The following is a 17,279-nucleotide window of genomic DNA, read 5'->3' on the forward strand; positions in this document are numbered from 1 at the left end:
CAGACGCGTCGGGGTTCATTTGGATTGTTGCCGGCGCGGGCTGCACAGCGGTGCGACAAGATGTTCAAATGCCATCTCCCTGTCGCACGGAACCTGCCGATGCCACACCCCGCCGTGATTTTCGATGCCTTTGGCACCCTGCTGCATATCCGTCGCCCCCTGCATCCGTACCGCCGCCTGTTGAAGCTGGGCCAGGCGCAAGGCCGCAAGCCACAAGCGGATGACACACGCTGGCTGATGCAGACTCCGTTCTCCCTGGAAGAAGCCGCCAACGCCCTCGGGATCGACGTCAGCCGTGAACAGCTGAGCGCGCTGCAGCAGTTGCTGAGCGATGAGCTGGCCAGCATCGAGGCCTACGCCGATGGCGTGCAGGCTGTCGCGCTGCTGCAGGATCAGGGCATTCGCGTGGCGGTCTGCTCGAACCTCGCCAGCCCTTACTGCGAAGCGGTCCGGCGCCTGTATCCGACGCTGGATGCCTACGCGTTCAGTTGCGAACTGGGGATGATGAAACCGGACGAGGCGATCTACCAGGCCACCTGCGAGCGGCTGGCATCGTCCGGTGAAACCAACTGGATGGTGGGCGATTCCCAGCGTTGCGATCGGGACGGCCCGCGGGCCTTCGGGCTACGCGGATTCTTCCTGGACCGTCACCACGGCAAGGGTGACTACCGCGAGCTGACCGCTTTCGCCCAGGACGTATTGCACGCCCTCGAGCAGGACGCCCGGTAACAGGCATGTCGGCCTGCGCCCGGGCCGGCTGCCTTCAGAAATTCAGGCAAATCTTGCCGAAGTGCTGGTTGCTCTCCTGATAACGGAACGCCTCGACGATCTGCTCCAGCTCGAACGCCTTGTCGATCACCGGACGCAGGCCGTTGGCGTCGATGGCGCGGATCATCGCCTGCTGCTGCGCACGACTGCCCACCAGCACGCCCTGCAGGCGGATCTGCCGCACCAGCGCCTGGACCAGCGGCAACTGCCCCGCCACCCCGGTGAGGATGCCGATCAGCGAGATATGCCCGCCGATGCGTACGGCGGTCATCGATTGTTCCAGAGTCGCCGGGCCGCCTACTTCGATCACATGATCGACGCCGCGGTTGTCAGTCAGCGCCCGCACCTTCTCGCCCCAGTTCGGGGTGCTGCGGTAGTTGATGACCGCGTCGGCACCAAGGGCCTTGAGCCGCTCCAGCTTTTCGTCGCTGGACGAGGTGGCGATCACCGTGGCGCCGGCCAGCTTGGCGAACTGCAGGGCGAAGATCGACACCCCGCCCGTGCCTTGCACCAACACCGTGTCGCCGGGTTTGAGGGAATCATCGGCCATCAGCGCGCGCCAGGCGGTCAGGCCGGCGGTGGTCAGGGTCGAGGCCTCGGCGTGGCTGAAGCCTTTGGGCGCGCGGGTGAACGAGGTCGCCCGTGCCGTCACCACTTCCCGCGCATAGCCGTCGATACCATCGCCCGGCACCGTGGCGAAACCTTCCACCAGCGGTTCGCCATCCAGCCAGTCGGGGAAAAAGGTGCTGACCACCGAATCGCCCACGGCGAACTCGCTGACACCCGCGCCCACCGCGATCACCTCGCCGGCGCCGTCAGCCATGGGGATGCGTGGCGCGGTCGGACCCCACACGCCGCTGACCACTGCGAAGTCGTGGTAGTTGAGGGAGTTGGCGTGCAGGCGCACGGTGATCTCGCCCGCTGCCGGGGCGGCGGCGTCGCTGTTGCCGACGCCGACCTTGTCGTAACCGCCGCCGGGTTGAACGTAAATGGCCTTGCTCATGAGTTCTCCTGAATCCAGCCGATGCGAAGGGACAGTCAAGCAGTCTTGGCCCGAGTCCGACCGGGGTCAAGCGCGCCCGCTTGCAGAATCGACCAACAGACCACAATATTGCGACTAATTATCAATTACCTCTCGCCTTCGCCATGTCCACTTCCGAACACGCCGCCCTGCATGCCCTCTACAGCGAACACAATGGCTGGTTGAAAAACTGGCTCCGCGCCCGCCTGGGCAATGCCAGCGATGCCGCCGACCTGGCGCAGGACACCTTCATCCGCGTGCTCAACGCACGCAACGCCCAGACTATCCGCGAGCCGCGCAGTTATCTCGGCTCCATCGCCCACGCCCTGATGATCGACAAATTTCGCCGACGCGCCGTCGAACAGGCGTACCTCGCCGAACTGGCGGCGCGCCCGGAACGGGTGGTCGAATCGCCGGAGACTCGCGTGCTGATCCTCGAAACCCTGGTGGCGGTGGATACCCTGCTGGACGGCCTCGGCGAGCGCACCCGGCGGATTTTCCTCGCGGTGCAGCTCGAAGGCCTGAGCTACAGCGCCGCCGCCGAGCGCGTCGGGGTGTCGCTGAACACCGTGAAGAAACACCTGGCCCGCGCCATGACCCACTGCCTGCTGCTCACGGACGACTGACATGGCCCTGCCACTGGAACTGCACACCCTCGAAGCCGCCGCCAACTGGTACGTGCGGCTCAACGCCGGGACGCCCAACGACGCCTTGCTCAGGTCCTGGCAGGACTGGCTGGGACAGAACCCGGCCAACGCCCGGGCCTGGGCGCGGGTGGAAAAGGTCCAGGCGCAGATGGGCCGGCTGCCGGTAGAAGTCGCGCTGCCGACCCTCGCCGGGGTCCGCGCCCGCCGCCGTGCGGTGCTCAAGACCCTCGCGCTGCTGTTGGCCACCGGTGCCAGCGGCTGGATCGTGCACGACAGCGCTCCCGCCCAGGCCCTGTTTGCCGGCGTGCGCACCGGCAAGGGCGAGCGGCGGCGGATCGAACTGGCCGACGGCAGCCAGTTGCAGGTCAACACCGACAGCGCGCTGGACATCGACTACGACGACCAGCAACGCCTGCTGCGCCTGCACAGCGGCGAAATCAGCGTGCAGACCGCCAGCGACCCACGCGGCCGGCCGTTCATCGTGCAGACCCGCGAAGGCCGAGTCCGCGCCCTCGGCACCCGCTTCTGCGTGCGCAGCGATGACGGCGTCAGCCGGGTCAGCGTGCAGCAGCACGCGGTGGAAATCCGCACGCACGGGCAACCGCAACAAAGCCTGCGCCTGGACGCCGGACAGAGCGTGCGCTTCGAACGCCAGCACATCGCCCCGGTCAACGCCGCCGCGCCGGGGGCCGACGCCTGGACCCAGGGCATGCTCACGGTGATCGAGTGGCGCCTGGCCGACTTCGTCGCCGAATTGCGCCGCTACCGCTCCGGGGTCGTGCGTTGCGCCGAGACGGTGGCGAACCTGCGCCTGTCCGGCGCCTTCCGCGTCGATGACACCGACACCCTGTTGGAAAACCTCGGTGCTTCGCTGCCGGTCAAGGTGCGTTACCTGACCCGCTACTGGGTCAGCATCGAAGCCGCCTGAAAAATAAATTCGCTGCGGGGGTGGCCATTTTTCGTCGGCAGCACGGCTACGGAATAACGCGGCGTTCAGAGGCGATGCCCGGCCCATCGCGAGCGTGCTCGCGAAGGGCCCATTGCCCAAACAACCGCCCTCCACCCCGCCACCCCGAAAGGAACACCGCATGCCCCCGTTCTTCCCGCGAGCGTCCATCCCCCTGGTTCGTGCTGTCCGCCTGGCGCTGTTCGGCCTGCCCATGGTTTCCCTGCCGCTGCTCAGCGTCGCGCCCGGCCAGGCCATGGCACAAAGCGCCAGCCAGCAGTTCCAGATCGCCGCGGGTCCGCTGGGCACCAGCCTGAGTTTGTTCGCCACCCGCGCCGGGATCACCCTGACCTTCGATGCCCGCCAGACCCAAGGCCGGCAGTCCGCCGGACTGCAAGGCAACTTCAGCGTCGAAGACGGCCTGGCGCGCTTGCTGGCCGGCAGCGGCCTGCGCGCCCAGCGCCAGAGCAACGGCGGCTATGTGCTGATCCCGGCCGGCGACGGCAGCGCAGTGGAACTGGGCGCCACCAGCATCGACGGCCAGTGGCTTGGCGAAACCACCGAACACTCCGGCAGCTACACCACCGGCGTCAGCCGCACCGCCACCAAGCTGCCGCTGTCGATCCGCGAAACGCCGCAATCGGTGACCGTGGTCACCCGCCAGCAAATGGACGACCAGGGCGCCAAGAGCATCGCCGACGTACTGCGCAACACCCCCGGCGTCGCGGGCCAGGTCTACGACAGCGACCGCACCGAGTTCTCCAGCCGTGGCATGGTCATCACCAACTACCAGTACGACGGGGTGAACACCGTTTACGACGGTGTCTACAACGAGGGCGTGACCCAGGTCGACATGGCCACCTACGACCGCGTCGAAGTGCTCAAGGGCGCCACCGGCCTGATGACCGGCTCGGGTGATCCGTCGGCCACCGTCAACCTGATCCGCAAAAAGCCCACCGCGCAATTCCAGGCCTCGCTGACCGGCAGCGCCGGCTCGTGGGACAACTACCGCGGCGAAGGCGATATCTCCGGCCCGCTGAACGACTCGGGCAGCCTGCGTGGCCGCTTCGTCGGCGCCAAACAAGACCGCAAGGGCTACCAGGATCACTACCAGCAGGAAAAAGAAGTCTGGTACGGCATTCTCGAAGCCGACCTCAGCCCCGACACCCTGCTGACCGTCGGCATCGACCAACAGACCACCACGCCTCGCGGCACCTCCTGGACCGGCAACCCGGTGTACTTCTCTGACGGCGGGCGCACCGATTTCTCACGTTCGTTCAACCCTGGCGCCGACTGGAGCCGCCGCGACTTCCAGAGCCGCACCTACTTCGCCAGCCTGGAACAGGCACTGGCCAACGACTGGACCCTCAAGCTCAGCCTCAACCAGATGCAGTCCGACCACGACACCCGCCTGGCCTCGGCCAGCGGCGGCAACCCGGACCGCGCCACGGGCGACGGCATGTTCTTCTACTGGGGTCGCTGGGAAGGCCATCGTGTGCAGAACAGCGCCGACCTGAGCCTGTCCGGGCCGTTCAGCCTGTTTGGCCGCGAGCATGAGCTGGTGGTCGGCTTCAACAACTCCACCTCGCGCCAGACCGGTGCCACCTACGACACCAGCCTGTTCGCCATGGTCCCCGGGAGCATCTACGACTGGCAGGGCGATATCGACCGTCCGGTATTCCCGAAGAACGGCAAGTACGAGCAGAACAAACGGCAGAACGGCGCCTACATCGCCACCCGCCTGAAGCCGGCGGACGCCCTGTCGGTGATCCTCGGCACCCGGGTCAGCAACTTCAAGTACGACGATGACTACAACTACGACGGCCTCAACCCGATGTTCCAGGACAGCCAGGCCAGCTATGAGCAGCATGGCGTGGTCACGCCCTACGCCGGGGTGGTCTACGACCTCGATGACACCTGGTCGGTGTACGCCAGCTATACCTCGATCTACCAGCCGCAGACCAACAAGGACATCAACGGCGCAACCCTCGATCCGGTGGAAGGCGACAGCTACGAGACCGGTCTCAAGGCAGCGTTCCTCGGCGGCAAACTGAACGCCAGCCTGGCGCTGTTCCGCATCGAGCAGGACAACGTCGCCGAGTCGATCGGCACCAACCCGGTGACCAACGAAGGGATCTACAAAGCCACCGACGGCGCCACCACCAAAGGCCTGGAACTGGAAGTGGCCGGCGAGCCGCTGGACGGCTGGAATATCAGCGCCGGCTACACCTACGCCCGCACCCGCGACGCCGACGAGCAGCGCATCTTCGGTTTCCCGATGAGCACCAGCAAGCCCGAGCACCTGATCCGCCTGTTCACCACCTACCGCCTGCCCGGCGCGCTGGAGAAGGTCACCGTGGGTGGCGGCGTGAACTGGCAGAGCGCGTTCTACGGCAACATCTGGAACCCGGTGCTCAGCGACTACAGCCGCATCAAACAGGGCGGCTACACCCTGGTGGACCTGATGAGCCGCTACCAGTACGACGAACACCTGAGCTTCACGCTCAATGCCAACAACGTGTTCGACAAGCGCTACCTGAGCGGGCTGGGGAACTTCGACACCACTTATTACGGCGAGCCGCGCAATGTGATGGTGACGACGCGCTGGGAGTTCTGAAGATCCAAGGGCCGCTTAGCGGCCCCCGCCTTCAGCCCACCAACAAATGCTGCAACGCCCGGCAATCCGCTGCATGCCAGTCCGCCAGTTCCGGCCAGGGATTGTCCGGCAAGTTCACCAGCACTGTGCGGGTCCCGGCGGCGCGGCCGCAGTCGAGGTCGAAGCGGTAGTCACCGACCATCACCATCCTGGCCGGCGCCACCTCCCAGGCCTCGGCCAGTTTCAACAGCCCGCCCGGGTGCGGTTTCGGCGGCGCTTCATCGCGGCCCAACACGCTGTCCACCGGGAAGCAGTCGGCCAGGCCGATGGCGTCCAGGGTCACATGCGCCAGTTCCCGCGCATTGCGGGTCAGGATGCCGAGTTGACACCCCCGCTCCGCCAGCTCACGCACCAGTTCCACCGCGCCCACCGCCGGTTTCGAGGCGATCGCCAGGTCCCGCTCGTGCTCCAGCAACCACGCATGCTTGGCCTGGGCTTCCTGCGCCGGCAACGCGGCGAGGTGGGTGAGGATGTCGTCTTCGGCGGGAATGCCGAGGGCTTCGCGAATCGCCGCGAAATCATGCACGGCCACCGTCAGGGTGCCGTCCATGTCGAACACCCAGTGACGAATCTCGGCGAGGCTCATGTCCAGTCCTTGCGGTGGCGAATCAGCCCTTCCTGGCACGACGAGGCCACCAACTGCCCCGCGCGGTTGAAGATGCTGCCGCGGGCGAAACCACGGGCATTGCCGGCCCACGGGCTGTCCATCGCATACAGCAGCCACTCGTCAGTGCGCAGGTTGCCGTGGAACCACAGCGCGTGATCGAGGCTGGCGATCTGCATGTCCTTGTGCCAGACCGATTTGCCGTGGGGCATCAGCGAGGTGGTCAACAGGCCGAAGTCCGAGGCGTAGGCCAGCATGTACTTGTGCAGGGCCTGGGAGTCAGGAAGGGTGCCGTCGGCGCGGAACCAGGCGTACTTCACCGGATCGCCGGGCTTGGGATTGAAGGGGTCTTTCTCGGTGACCGGGCGCACCTCGATGGGTTTGGCGCACAGCAGCTTGTCGCGAATGTGCTCCGGCAGGTGCTCGGCCATGGACTGGGCCAGCTCCACTTCCGATGGCAGGTTCTCCGGGCCAACCACCTCGGGCATCTGCCCCTGGTGCGAGAAGCCTTCTTCGTCGTACTGGAACGACGCGCTGCAAGTGAAGATCGGGTTGCCCTTCTGGATCGCCGTCACGCGCCGGGTGCTGAAGCTGCCGCCGTCACGCACGCGGTCCACCGAGTAGACCACCGGCATGGTCGCGTCGCCCGGACGCAGGAAGTAACCGTGCAGGGAGTGCACGTGGCGCGCTTCTTCGACCGTCTGGCTGGCGGCAGACAGCGACTGGCCGAGCACCTGGCCACCGTAGAGCTGGCGGAAGCCAAGGTCCTGGCTACGGCCGCGGAAGAGGTTTTCCTCGATCGCTTCCAGACTCAACAGATCGACCAGATCGTCCAACACGTGGCTCATTCGAGATTCTCCAAAGCAGGGCGCAAGGCGGCAAATGATACAGGATCTGTCATTACTGGCCTGTATGTTCGCTGATTCAGCCGCGCAAGGTGGACTGCCACTGGGCGCGGTTGATGCGGTACAGCACATGGGGACGCAGCGGATGGCCAGCTTCGAGTTTCGGGTGGTCGAAGTCGCCGGCGGGGTCGGCCTGCATGCCAATGGCCTGCATCACCTTCTGCGACGCCAGGTTGTCGCGGCTGGTGAACGACACCACTTCTTTCAGGCCGATCTGCGCAAAGGCGCAGCGCAGGGATGTCCAGGCCGCCTCGCTGGCAAAACCCAGGCCCCAGTGACGTCGGGCGAGGCGCCAGCCGATTTCCACCGCCGGGGTGAAGTCGGCGTCGAAGCTGACCTTGGCCAGGCCAGTCATGCCGATAAAGGCGCCGGTATCCTTGCGCTCCAGCGCCCAAAGGCCAAAGCCGTATTCGGCGAAATGCCCACGCACACGGCCGATCAGCGCGGCGCTTTCCAGCCGGGTCAGCGGCGCGGGGAAATAACGCATCACCTGCGGATCGGCGCACAGGGCGGCGAACTCCTTCAAGTCGTCGTCCTGCCACTGACGCAGCAGCAAGCGCGCACTTTCCAGTTCGAGTATTGGCGTCATCACGGCTCCCAAATCACGGCCTCGCAGTCTACAGCGTAGGCAGCCAATGCTGGCCCTGCATGGCCATCATCGCCCGGCGCTGGCGCACCTCGCCGGGCAACTGGCAAGATCGGCCGATCTCCACCAGCGGACCGACCATGCGCCTGCCTCTTGTCTATCACGACGACTACAGCCCGGAATTTCCTGCCGAACATCGCTTTCCCATGGACAAGTTCCGCCTGCTGCACGACCACCTGATCGACAGCGGACTGACCACCGACGCGGCGCTGTTGCGCCCGGAAATCTGCCCCAACGACATCCTCGCCCTGGCCCACGACCGCGGCTACATCGAGCGCTACCTGAGCGGCGAACTGTCCCGCGAGGACCAGCGTCGCCTCGGCCTGCCCTGGAGCGAAGCCCTGGCGCGGCGCACCGTGCGCGCGGTGGGCGGTTCGCTGCTGGCGGCGGAACTGGCGCTGCAACACGGCATCGCCTGCCACCTGGCCGGCGGCACCCACCACGCCCATTACGATCACCCGGCCGGCTTCTGCAATTATGCCGCCCAAAACTGTAAACATAGGCAGCATCTAATTGAAAACATTTGATTTTTTACGCAACCCGGCGTACCGGAACGTTACAAATACTGCCTTTTTCCCCAAACGTTAACAAAAAAGTCCGCAAAATTGAGCTGATCCTTCAGAGCGATCCGAGCGCTTGAACTCACCATTCATCAGTTCAATTTCAACTGGGATGCAATCACTTGCCGCATGAAGGCAGTTAGCCATAATCTCCATCGGTGGCCGATGCCACTTATAAAAACCAAGCATGGAGTAGCCTGATGAAAGTCATTTCCCTCGTAATCGCAACAGTCCTTTCACTCTCCTCGGTATCTGTCTTCGCACACAGCGGCGGCACTGACTCCAAGGGTTGCCATACCAATCACAAAACAGGCGAACGCCACTGCCACTAAGGCAGTCGGCAGGTCCCTAAACACTGGCGTTCTTGACCCTGAGGATGCCAGTTGTAGAAGCAGCGCCCTATAGCAAGTTGCGGATACCCAGCAGCGCCACCAAGTGGCCCGGGTAGAACCAATAGCTCCACTGTGTGACGGGCGGTACCTTAAATGGCAACCGCACCCAGAACAGCGCCAAACCGAACAAAGGCGCCAAAGCCGCGGTCGACAGCGCGAGGATGGCGAATGGCTCAAGCTGCGCCGCCTGTTCGAGTAGGCCAGTTCGAGAGTTGACAGCAACACAGAGCGCGACGGGCAATAACGCGAACAGTTCGGGACGCTTAACGGCGAGCACCAGAGCCGCTGGCACGAACACCCCGTAGAAGCCGTACATCAACGGCTCGTTCAGTAGATAGCCCGTCAGAATTGCACCTCCAGCCAGTACCAGGCTTTCGAGCGTCCGGTGCTGCACTCCCCATGCGACCAGAAGACCCAGCGCCAACGTGACCAGGACGTTGAACGTGCCCGAACTACTGACCAGCCGGTAAGGGACCTCAGAGAGCGCAGCGAACAGCACCAAGAAGGCGAGATACCGACCATTGCTCCGAGTGAATAATTCGCCTGGCTGATTACGCGAGACGTTGATCGCTACTGCCAAACAGAACAGAGGGAAGGACAGTCGGCCGAGCACGAACAGGTCACTGGTAGGCGGCCAGGCTAACCGCATGTGGTCGAGCACCATCGTGATCAAGGCAATCCACTTGATCAGATCCTGGCCAGTGTGCCGCTCTGCCGCAGAGCTGATCGGGGCTGAAGTCACTGTATGCTCCCAAGCACCAGGGCTGTCAGCAGCAGGTATCGTCCACCCTTGGCCAGGGTGACCAGCAGCGTGAAACGCCAGAGGGGCTCGCGCATGACACCGGCCACCAAAGTAATCGGATCACCGATGATAGGTACCCAGCTCAATAGCAGCGACCAGTATCCGTAGCGTTGGTACAGAGATTGTGCCTTCTCCAGCTTGGCCTCACTGACCGGGAACCAGCGCTTGTGCTTGAAGTGCTCGACACCTCGGCCCAAAAACCAGTTCACACCGGCACCCAGCACATTGCCGGCGGTAGCCACCGCGACAAGCGCCACGGACAGGTAGTGTTCAGACAAAAGCATCGCGACCAGTGCGGCTTCGGACTGCATTGGCAGCAACGTGGCCGCAGCGAACGCCGCCAGAAACAGCCCAAGGTAGCTGGTGAGTTCGAACACAGCCCTACAGGTACTTGGTGATTTGCTTGAATTCGTCCAGGGCCGATCGATCGCCCTTGCTCAAGGCAGTAACCGAGTCTTCCAGACAGTGGTCGATATGGTCCTGGATGAGTGTGCGCTTGGCCTGGCAGACGGCCTTTTCAACCGCATGCAGTTGCTGGGCAATGTCTACACACTCGCGCCCGCCCTCGATCATGGCAATGATGCTGCGCAGATGGCCGTCAGCACGCTTCAGGCGCTTGATGATCGCCTCATGGCTCTGGTGAGTATGGGCATGGCCCTGTTCGTCATCGTGCTGGTGATCATGAGAGTGATCGGACATATCTTGAGTCTCTGTCGGCGATACATTACGCTGGCGATGCTATCCCCCCCAGGGGGTTAGGTCAAACGTGCAGCGTTGCTGTTGAATCAGCGTTATAGGCGCATCTGGATGTCTCGTCATTTTCTGTCATCAGCCATGATCGTGGCTTTGGCTATGGCCTTTCTGCTGGCCTGGACGGGGCATGCCTATTCGCTTTCGGTTCCGACAGAAGCCACAGCGCAGAACGCCGAGAGCCAAGCTCATGGGCATGACCACGGCAGCTCATCATGGAGCTGCACGCACTGCACTGACCACTACCACGGTCCGCTCACGCCCGACCACCAGCACGAGACGCCTCAGCTTTCTTCTGCCGCGCAACTGCCGGCTATCTTCGGCCCGCCCACGCCATTGGCCTGGTCAGGCGACTCGGTACCACACCCACCTATCTTCCGAATCGAACGCCCACCTCGTCCTGCTTTTGCTTCCTGACCCTGGCCGCTTCGCGGCTCTCGATCACTGCAAAAAGGATTGATCCATGCGTTTACACCCGATACCGGGTGGGGGCTTGCTCGCTGTGCGCGCACGCCATCCCATCTTCCTCTTGTTCCTGTTCGTCGCATCATTGCTCATCGGCATGCCGGAGGCATTGGCACACGCCGTAGCGGAAGGCGACAAGGGATTCATCCAGGAAAGCTCGGGGGTCATGCTGATCCCGTTCATCTACATGGGCGCCAAGCACATGATGACGGGCTATGACCACCTGCTGTTCCTGTTCGGCGTCATCTTCTTCCTCTACCGCCTCAAGGACGTTGGTCTCTACGTCACGCTGTTCGCCGTTGGGCATTCGGTCACGCTGCTGTTCGGCGTGCTCACGGAGATCAGCATCAGCCCCTACATCATCGACGCGATCATCGGTTTCTCGGTGGTCTACAAGGCGATGGATAACTTGGGGGCCTTCAAGCGCTGGTTCGGTTACCAGCCGAACACCAAAGCCGCGACACTCGCCTTCGGCCTACTGCATGGCTTTGGTCTGGCAACAAAGATCCAGGAGTACGAAATCTCGCCCGACGGCCTGATCCCCAACCTCATTGCTTTCAATGTCGGAGTGGAGATCGGTCAGTTGCTCGCGCTGAGCGCCATCCTGATCGTGATGGGCTTCTGGAGAAGAACCGGTGGTTTCTGGCGTCACGCCTACACCGCCAACGTTGCCATGATGAGCGCCGGTTTCCTGCTGATGGGTTATCAGCTGACTGGCCTGATTGCTACTGCTTGAGGATCCTGAAAAATGTTCAACTCTCCACTTCCTTCGGCGAACGAATTGCCGAGCAGCCGTCAGCTCGTCCGATCGACCGCCATCGCCTTCGCGGTCGCAATGGGGCTTTTGGTCACCGTGGTTATGCCGTCGGAGTATGCCATCGACCCAACGGGTCTGGGCCGAGCCATGGGGCTCACCCAGATGGGCGAGATCAAGATATCCCTCGCCCAAGAGGCCTTGGCCGACGAGGCCACTACGAAAGCAACTGTACCTGCGCCGGCAATTCCTGCCCCGGCACCTTCGGTAGCTCCCGCTCCGATTCCACCGGTTGCCGCTGTTGAACCTTCCAGGCAGGCCGAACAACCGTCAGCGAAAAAGGATGAGGTCAGCCTGACCCTTAAACCCGGCGAAGGGCGCGAGATCAAGCTCGAAATGCGTAAGGGAGCAGCCGTGGCCTATGAGTGGAGTGCTTCTGGGCCGGTAAACCACGACACCCACGGTGAAACCTACAACGCCGCCCAAGGCGACTTCCACAGCTACAGCAAGGGTCGCCAAGTGAAGGGTGACAAGGGTGAATTGATCGCCTTGTTCGACGGAACCCATGGCTGGTTCTGGCGTAACCGCACTTCCGGCAACGTCACTATCGTGCTGAACACGACTGGCGACTACCTCAACCTCAAGAAATGAAAACAGGTCGGGGCTCGCGTGGTGCGAGCCTCGATCCCTTTCACGACACCTCTGTGGAGTCTACGACATGACTACCAAACTGCTGCGTTCACTCGCTTTCATCGGACTGCTTAGCCTGCTCGTCGCTTGTGGCGATACTGAGCCTGAGGTTTCGAGCGATAGCGCAGGCCATGGGCACGCGCACGACTGATGACTCAGTCAGAGCCAGGGACGGCTCACCGCCGGGGCCATTTACGGTGGTGCTCATCGATGACAAACGAGTGCGTATGAGATTTGCCATCCGTGACATGAGGATGATCTTCCGAAAGGTCGTCGTGTTGATGCGACACTACCTCGTGCTCATAGTCGGGGTGCCAGATCCATTTGCTCAGCGCCCACGCTGCCCCAGCGAGCAGCCCTAGCGCAACGAACGCTACCGTGAGGCTCACGCTGGCTCCTAGCCATCCGGCCAACGGATAGGTAATCAGCCAACAGGCATGCGACAAGGCGAATTGCGCCGCGAACAGCGCTGGTCGATCCTGAGCCGAAGATGACCGACGCAAGATACGCCCCGACGGCGTTTGTGCCAGGGAATATCCAGCGCCCAGCACCACCCACAGAACAACCAAGGCCGAATAGCTGGAGATGAAAGCCCCGATCAGCAAACCGACCACCAGGACCGCTCCGCCGGCAAGCATGGCCTTACGATCGTCCAGACGCTCAAGAAGTCGCGGAAGCAGCAGGGCCACCACCATCGAACCGCCACCGAAAGCCATCAACGCCATGGCCATTGCCCTCTGATCCAGCCCAAGCTTCGCCTGAACCAGCACGACCGTATTCACGATCACCATCGCACTGGCTGCAGCAATGGCGAGGTTCAAGGCCAGGAGGCCGCGCAAGCGCGGGGTACGCAGGAAGATCCGTAGGCCCTTGGTCGTGCGCTCGTAGATACTCCGCTTGGGCCCGCGAACAGCTACCGGCAATACCGCTGAAACCACCATGGCGGCAGACACGAGAAAACCCACGACGGTGCCACCGAACAGGCTGTGGAAGCTGACCACGGTCAACAGGGCTGCCGCGAGCATCGGACTAATAACACTCTCTAGGTCATAAGCCAGACGCGAAAGTGATAGCGCCCGGGTGTACTCACGCTCGTCAGGGAGGATGTCGGGGATAGTGGCCTGAAACGTTGGGGTAAACGCGGCAGATGCAGACTGCTGCACGAAAATCAGCACGTAGACCTGCCAAATCTCGGTGACAAACGGGAGCAACAGCGCCACGGCTGCCCTGACCAGGTCGAGGGAGACCAGCATGACTTTTCTGGGTAGGTGTTCGGCAAACGCACCGGCAATCGGCGCCACGCCAATGTAGGCCACCATCTTGATCGCGAGCGCAGTACCCAGGACGGCGCCGGCCTGCGCGCCGGCTAGATCATAGGCCAGAAGCCCAAGCGCTACGGTCGCCAGGCCGGTGCCGATCAAGGCAATCACCTGAGCAATGAACAGGTGCCTATAGGTGCGGTTTTTCAGGACAGATAGCATGGCACCTCCGTGCACGGCTGGAGGCGATCTCTATCGCCTGAACTTCATCAGATCGACAACAGCGTATCCCCCCCAGGGGGATATGGTCAACGCGATTCCATGCGACTCAGCACGGTCAATGAATGCCCATTGCTTTTAGCCAAATCTGGTTTAATGTAGAGAGAGATACATTTTATGTTGAGATTTCTACATGATTGATTGGTCGCTACTGATCCTTGGGCTGCCGACGGCCAACGCCACCGAGCGTATGCGCGCCTGGAGAACCCTGAAGGCCTCTGGTGCAGCTGTGCTGCGCGATGGTGTGTACCTACTGCCAGAACAAAGCGCGGGCCGCGAAACGTTCGAAGCGGTGGAGCGAGATGTGCTGGCCATCAACGGCACGGCATTTCTGCTGTCGCTGCCTGAACGCGAGGAACGCTTCAGCGGACTGTTCGACAGAAGCGATGAATACGCCAAGCTGATGGAAGAGATTGCGGGCTGCCGGGCCGACCTATCCCCGGATAATGCGCTGCAGACAGCCCGGCAGGTGCGCAAGCTCAGGAAGGCCTTCGGCCAGTTGGCGGCGATCGACTTCTTCCCAGGCGTGCTCAAAGCCCAAGCCGATTCGGCCCTGCAGGAGCTTGAGAACGCGATTAGCCGAGCACTGTCTTCCGATGAGCCGAGTGCGCACGATGAGGCCATCAACCAGCTGGAGCGCAGCGAATACCAAGGTCGCCGATGGGCAACGCGAAAGCGCCCATGGGTAGACCGGCTGGCATGTGCTTGGCTGATCCGACGCTTCATCGATGCCGACGCCCAATTCATTTGGTTGGACAGTCCGAGCGACTGCCCAGGCGACGCGCTCGGCTTTGATTTTGATGGGGCCAGATTCAGCCACGTTGGCCAGCGGGTTTCCTTCGAAACCCTCATCGAGAGCTTTGCCGTTCAGCAGCCAGGCCTGGCTCGCCTGGCAGGCGTCATCCACTACCTGGATGTAGGAGGCAACCAACCTTCCGAAGCGCCAGGTATCGAGCGTGTCCTCGCCGGCTTGAGAGAGAGCATTGGCGATGACGATCAACTGACAATGGTTGCCGGAGGCATCTTCGATGGCCTGCTGACGGCTTTCGCAAGTGAGGAAGCCCAAAATGGTTAATACCACCTCCGCAGTGAGTGAACAGCCGCCATCCCAAGCGACTCAGCAGCCGATCGGCCTTTATGAAGCCTTCCTATTCTGGCTCAAGTTAGGCTTCATCAGCTTTGGCGGGCCTGCCGGGCAGATCTCGATCATGCACCAGGAGCTAGTTGAGCGCCGGCGGTGGATTAGCGAGAAACGGTTTCTGCACGCGCTGAACTACTGCATGTTGCTGCCTGGCCCTGAAGCTCAGCAGCTCGCCACCTACATCGGCTGGCTCATGCACCGCACCTGGGGCGGGGTGATTGCCGGCGCATTGTTCGTGCTGCCTTCGCTGTTCATCCTGATCGGTTTGTCGTGGGTCTACATCGCATTTGGCGAGGTACCGGTAGTCGCAGGTATTTTCTATGGCATCAAGCCGGCGGTCACAGCGATTGTCGTTCACGCAGCCCACCGAATTGGCTCGCGCGCCTTGAAGAATGGCTGGCTGTGGGCCATGGCCGGTGCTTCGTTCGTGGCCATCTTCGCTCTCAATGTGCCATTCCCGCTGATCGTGCTGGTGGCCGCCATTATCGGTTATGTAGGTGGTCGCTTAGCTCCAAGCAAATTCGTAATCGGTGGCGGTCATGGCGCCGCGAAGAACAGCTATGGCCCGGCCCTGATCGATGACGACACCCCCACGCCTGAGCATGCCCGTTTCAGCTGGGGGCATCTGGCACGCCTGCTGCTGGTCGGTGCAGGGCTCTGGGCACTGCCCATGGGGCTGCTGACGCTATCGTTTGGCTGGGACGGCACCCTTACGCAAATGGGCTGGTTCTTCACCAAAGCCGCGCTGATGACCTTTGGCGGTGCATACGCTGTGCTGCCCTATGTTTACCAGGGCGCTGTCGGGCACTACGGGTGGCTGTCACCAACCCAGATGATCGATGGCCTCGCCTTGGGGGAAACCACGCCAGGGCCACTGATCATGGTGGTTGCCTTCGTCGGCTTCGTTGGTGGCTACGTGCATCCGATGTTCGGTGCGGAACACCCATTCCTGGCCGGTGCAGTCGCAGCGAGCCTCGTAACCTGGTTCACCTTCCTGCCGTCGTTCATATTCATTCTCGCCGGTGGCCCATTGGTGGAATCGACCCACAACGAGATGAAATTCACCGCACCTCTGACAGGTATCACCGCCGCTGTGGTGGGCGTGATCCTGAACCTCGCCATGTTCTTCGGCTACCACGTGCTTTGGCCGAAAGGCTTCAGCGGGGCGTTTGACTGGCCATCAGCGGTGATCGCGGTTGCTGCAGCAGTTGCCTTGTTCCGCTTCAAAAGAGGAGTAATTCAGGTGCTGTTTTCCTGTGCAGTGGCAGGCCTGGCGGTCCATATGTTGCGTATTTGATACCGCTGACCGGTCGGTCACCTTCGGCCGGTTACCGCAACTCAGAGCGCATGCAATCCGGAAAACTGGTCGGGTGCTAGGTGGGAAATTGCGTACCACTTGACCAGTGAGTCTCACTGACGGTGACCAGCTGTTTGCATTCGACGTGACCACCCAATTGCATTCGATCTGACCAGTCATTCGCATCGCTCGAAACCAGGAGTCTCACCAGATGAGGAGCAGGGTTGCTGAGCTATATCGGTGCGCCTTAGCAGCACGATCGAAATCAATGCAGCAGACAAGACGGCGGTGCTCGAAACCTTCCAACAGGCTCCGCAGCACGGCCATAAGCGAATAGTCAGAGGGTGTCGTTGAACTGATTGATGTAGGCAACGTGTGCTGGGTTTTGGATTGCTCGCGGACGCAGGGCCTGTACCTGTGCAACCGCATCCTGTACGGGAATGCCACACTCGATCATCAGTCGGGCTGCGAACAGGCCGGTACGGCCGGAGCCGCCCTTGCAGTGAATGGCGATTGACTCGCCGCTCATCACCAGCGCCTTCAGGCGCTGACGATGTGCCTCCCATGCGGCAGCAAAGGGCTCACCAGGTGCTTCGTCATCCTCTACCGGCAGGTGAAACCATTCGAGGCCGAGCAACTGGCACTCCTCAGGAAGCAGATCGATTTCATTCTGCAGCAGCTCTTCATTTGGCATCAG

The 17,279-nt window shown here is 62.3% G+C and carries 18 protein-coding genes and 1 pseudogene; 10 read left to right on the forward strand and 9 right to left on the reverse strand.

Going from position 1 to position 17,279, the window contains the following annotated elements:
* The first annotated feature begins 99 nt into the window (after positions 1-99).
* The gene (locus CKW37_RS31315) at positions 100-729 is read left to right on the forward strand and encodes an HAD family hydrolase (RefSeq protein WP_095159972.1); all 630 of its coding nucleotides are present in this window, start codon (positions 100-102) and stop codon (positions 727-729) included.
* 34 nt (positions 730-763) lie between these two features.
* Here the strand turns inward: CKW37_RS31315 and CKW37_RS31320 are convergent, their stop codons facing one another.
* On the reverse strand, positions 764-1,771 hold the full coding sequence (locus CKW37_RS31320) for an NAD(P)-dependent alcohol dehydrogenase (RefSeq protein ID WP_095159973.1): 1,008 nt from the start codon (positions 1,769-1,771) through the stop codon (positions 764-766).
* A gap of 143 nt (positions 1,772-1,914) precedes the next feature.
* Here CKW37_RS31320 and CKW37_RS31325 point away from each other — a divergent pair, with 143 nt between their 5' ends.
* From CKW37_RS31325 to CKW37_RS31335, 3 genes are all read left to right on the forward strand, one after another.
* A complete protein-coding gene (locus CKW37_RS31325) occupies positions 1,915-2,415 on the forward strand; it encodes a sigma-70 family RNA polymerase sigma factor (RefSeq protein ID WP_095159974.1) in 501 nt (166 codons plus the stop codon).
* 1 nt (position 2,416) lies between these two features.
* Positions 2,417-3,364, forward strand: coding sequence for a FecR domain-containing protein (locus CKW37_RS31330; RefSeq protein WP_177454508.1), 948 nt, complete (start codon positions 2,417-2,419; stop codon positions 3,362-3,364).
* Between the two features lie 160 nt (positions 3,365-3,524).
* Positions 3,525-5,999: a TonB-dependent receptor gene (locus tag CKW37_RS31335; RefSeq protein ID WP_095159975.1), complete on the forward strand. Its 2,475-nt coding sequence runs from the start codon at positions 3,525-3,527 to the stop codon at positions 5,997-5,999.
* Positions 6,000-6,030: 31 nt separating this feature from the next.
* Here the strand turns inward: CKW37_RS31335 and CKW37_RS31340 are convergent, their stop codons facing one another.
* From CKW37_RS31340 to CKW37_RS31350, 3 genes are all read right to left on the reverse strand, one after another.
* A complete protein-coding gene (locus tag CKW37_RS31340) occupies positions 6,031-6,624 on the reverse strand; it encodes an HAD family hydrolase (protein WP_095159976.1) in 594 nt (197 codons plus the stop codon).
* Positions 6,621-7,490, reverse strand: a complete 870-nt coding sequence (tesB, locus tag CKW37_RS31345) for an acyl-CoA thioesterase II (protein WP_095159977.1) — start codon at positions 7,488-7,490, stop codon at positions 6,621-6,623. Before tesB ends, CKW37_RS31340 begins: the two co-directional genes overlap by 4 nt.
* 76 nt (positions 7,491-7,566) lie before the next feature.
* On the reverse strand, positions 7,567-8,136 hold the full coding sequence (locus CKW37_RS31350) for a GNAT family N-acetyltransferase (RefSeq protein WP_095159978.1): 570 nt from the start codon (positions 8,134-8,136) through the stop codon (positions 7,567-7,569).
* 137 nt (positions 8,137-8,273) lie between these two features.
* Between CKW37_RS31350 and CKW37_RS31355 the strand changes: the two are divergent.
* Both CKW37_RS31355 and CKW37_RS31360 read left to right on the forward strand, forming a co-directional pair.
* Positions 8,274-8,666, forward strand: a pseudogene (locus CKW37_RS31355) (histone deacetylase); the annotation flags it as partial.
* Positions 8,667-8,953: 287 nt separating this feature from the next.
* On the forward strand, positions 8,954-9,085 hold the full coding sequence (locus CKW37_RS31360) for a YHYH domain-containing protein (RefSeq protein WP_095159979.1): 132 nt from the start codon (positions 8,954-8,956) through the stop codon (positions 9,083-9,085).
* Between the two features lie 67 nt (positions 9,086-9,152).
* Here CKW37_RS31360 and CKW37_RS31365 read toward each other — a convergent pair whose 3' ends face one another.
* Genes CKW37_RS31365 through CKW37_RS31375 form a run of 3 tightly spaced genes read right to left on the reverse strand, consistent with a single transcriptional unit; the run spans position 9,153 to position 10,646 of the window.
* A complete protein-coding gene (locus CKW37_RS31365) occupies positions 9,153-9,887 on the reverse strand; it encodes a TraX family protein (RefSeq protein WP_095159980.1) in 735 nt (244 codons plus the stop codon).
* Positions 9,884-10,324 (reverse strand): YqaA family protein, encoded by a 441-nt coding sequence (locus CKW37_RS31370; protein WP_095159981.1) that lies wholly within the window; start codon positions 10,322-10,324, stop codon positions 9,884-9,886. The genes CKW37_RS31365 and CKW37_RS31370 overlap by 4 nt, the downstream gene beginning before the upstream one ends.
* A gap of 4 nt (positions 10,325-10,328) precedes the next feature.
* Complete coding sequence (locus CKW37_RS31375; RefSeq protein ID WP_095159982.1) at positions 10,329-10,646, reverse strand: metal-sensing transcriptional repressor; 318 nt, start codon at positions 10,644-10,646, stop codon at positions 10,329-10,331.
* A gap of 514 nt (positions 10,647-11,160) precedes the next feature.
* On the opposite strand from CKW37_RS31375, the gene CKW37_RS31385 reads away from it, so the two are divergent.
* Together CKW37_RS31385 and CKW37_RS31390 are read left to right on the forward strand one after the other, a co-directional pair.
* On the forward strand, positions 11,161-11,898 hold the full coding sequence (locus CKW37_RS31385) for a HupE/UreJ family protein (protein ID WP_095159984.1): 738 nt from the start codon (positions 11,161-11,163) through the stop codon (positions 11,896-11,898).
* 12 nt (positions 11,899-11,910) lie between these two features.
* A complete protein-coding gene (locus CKW37_RS31390; protein ID WP_095159985.1) occupies positions 11,911-12,567 on the forward strand; it encodes a hypothetical protein in 657 nt (218 codons plus the stop codon).
* A 215-nt stretch (positions 12,568-12,782) separates the two neighbouring features.
* On the opposite strand, the gene CKW37_RS31395 is transcribed toward CKW37_RS31390, so the two are convergent.
* Positions 12,783-14,087 (reverse strand): MFS transporter, encoded by a 1,305-nt coding sequence (locus tag CKW37_RS31395; protein WP_095159986.1) that lies wholly within the window; start codon positions 14,085-14,087, stop codon positions 12,783-12,785.
* A 190-nt stretch (positions 14,088-14,277) separates the two neighbouring features.
* Here CKW37_RS31395 and CKW37_RS31400 point away from each other — a divergent pair, with 190 nt between their 5' ends.
* Both CKW37_RS31400 and chrA read left to right on the forward strand, forming a co-directional pair.
* Positions 14,278-15,219 carry a chromate resistance protein ChrB domain-containing protein gene (locus tag CKW37_RS31400; protein ID WP_143502176.1) on the forward strand — a complete coding sequence of 314 codons (942 nt, stop codon included), beginning with the start codon at positions 14,278-14,280 and terminating at the stop codon, positions 15,217-15,219.
* Positions 15,212-16,582 carry a chromate efflux transporter gene (chrA, locus tag CKW37_RS31405; protein WP_095159987.1) on the forward strand — a complete coding sequence of 457 codons (1,371 nt, stop codon included), beginning with the start codon at positions 15,212-15,214 and terminating at the stop codon, positions 16,580-16,582. The genes CKW37_RS31400 and chrA overlap by 8 nt, the downstream gene beginning before the upstream one ends.
* A 337-nt stretch (positions 16,583-16,919) precedes the next feature.
* Here chrA and CKW37_RS31410 read toward each other — a convergent pair.
* Positions 16,920-17,279, reverse strand: a 360-nt coding sequence (locus tag CKW37_RS31410) for a protein-tyrosine phosphatase family protein (RefSeq protein ID WP_095159990.1), incomplete at its 5' end; no start/stop codon positions are given.

The organism is Pseudomonas sp. Irchel 3E13 (assembly GCF_900187455.1).
GTDB lineage: Bacteria > Pseudomonadota > Gammaproteobacteria > Pseudomonadales > Pseudomonadaceae > Aquipseudomonas.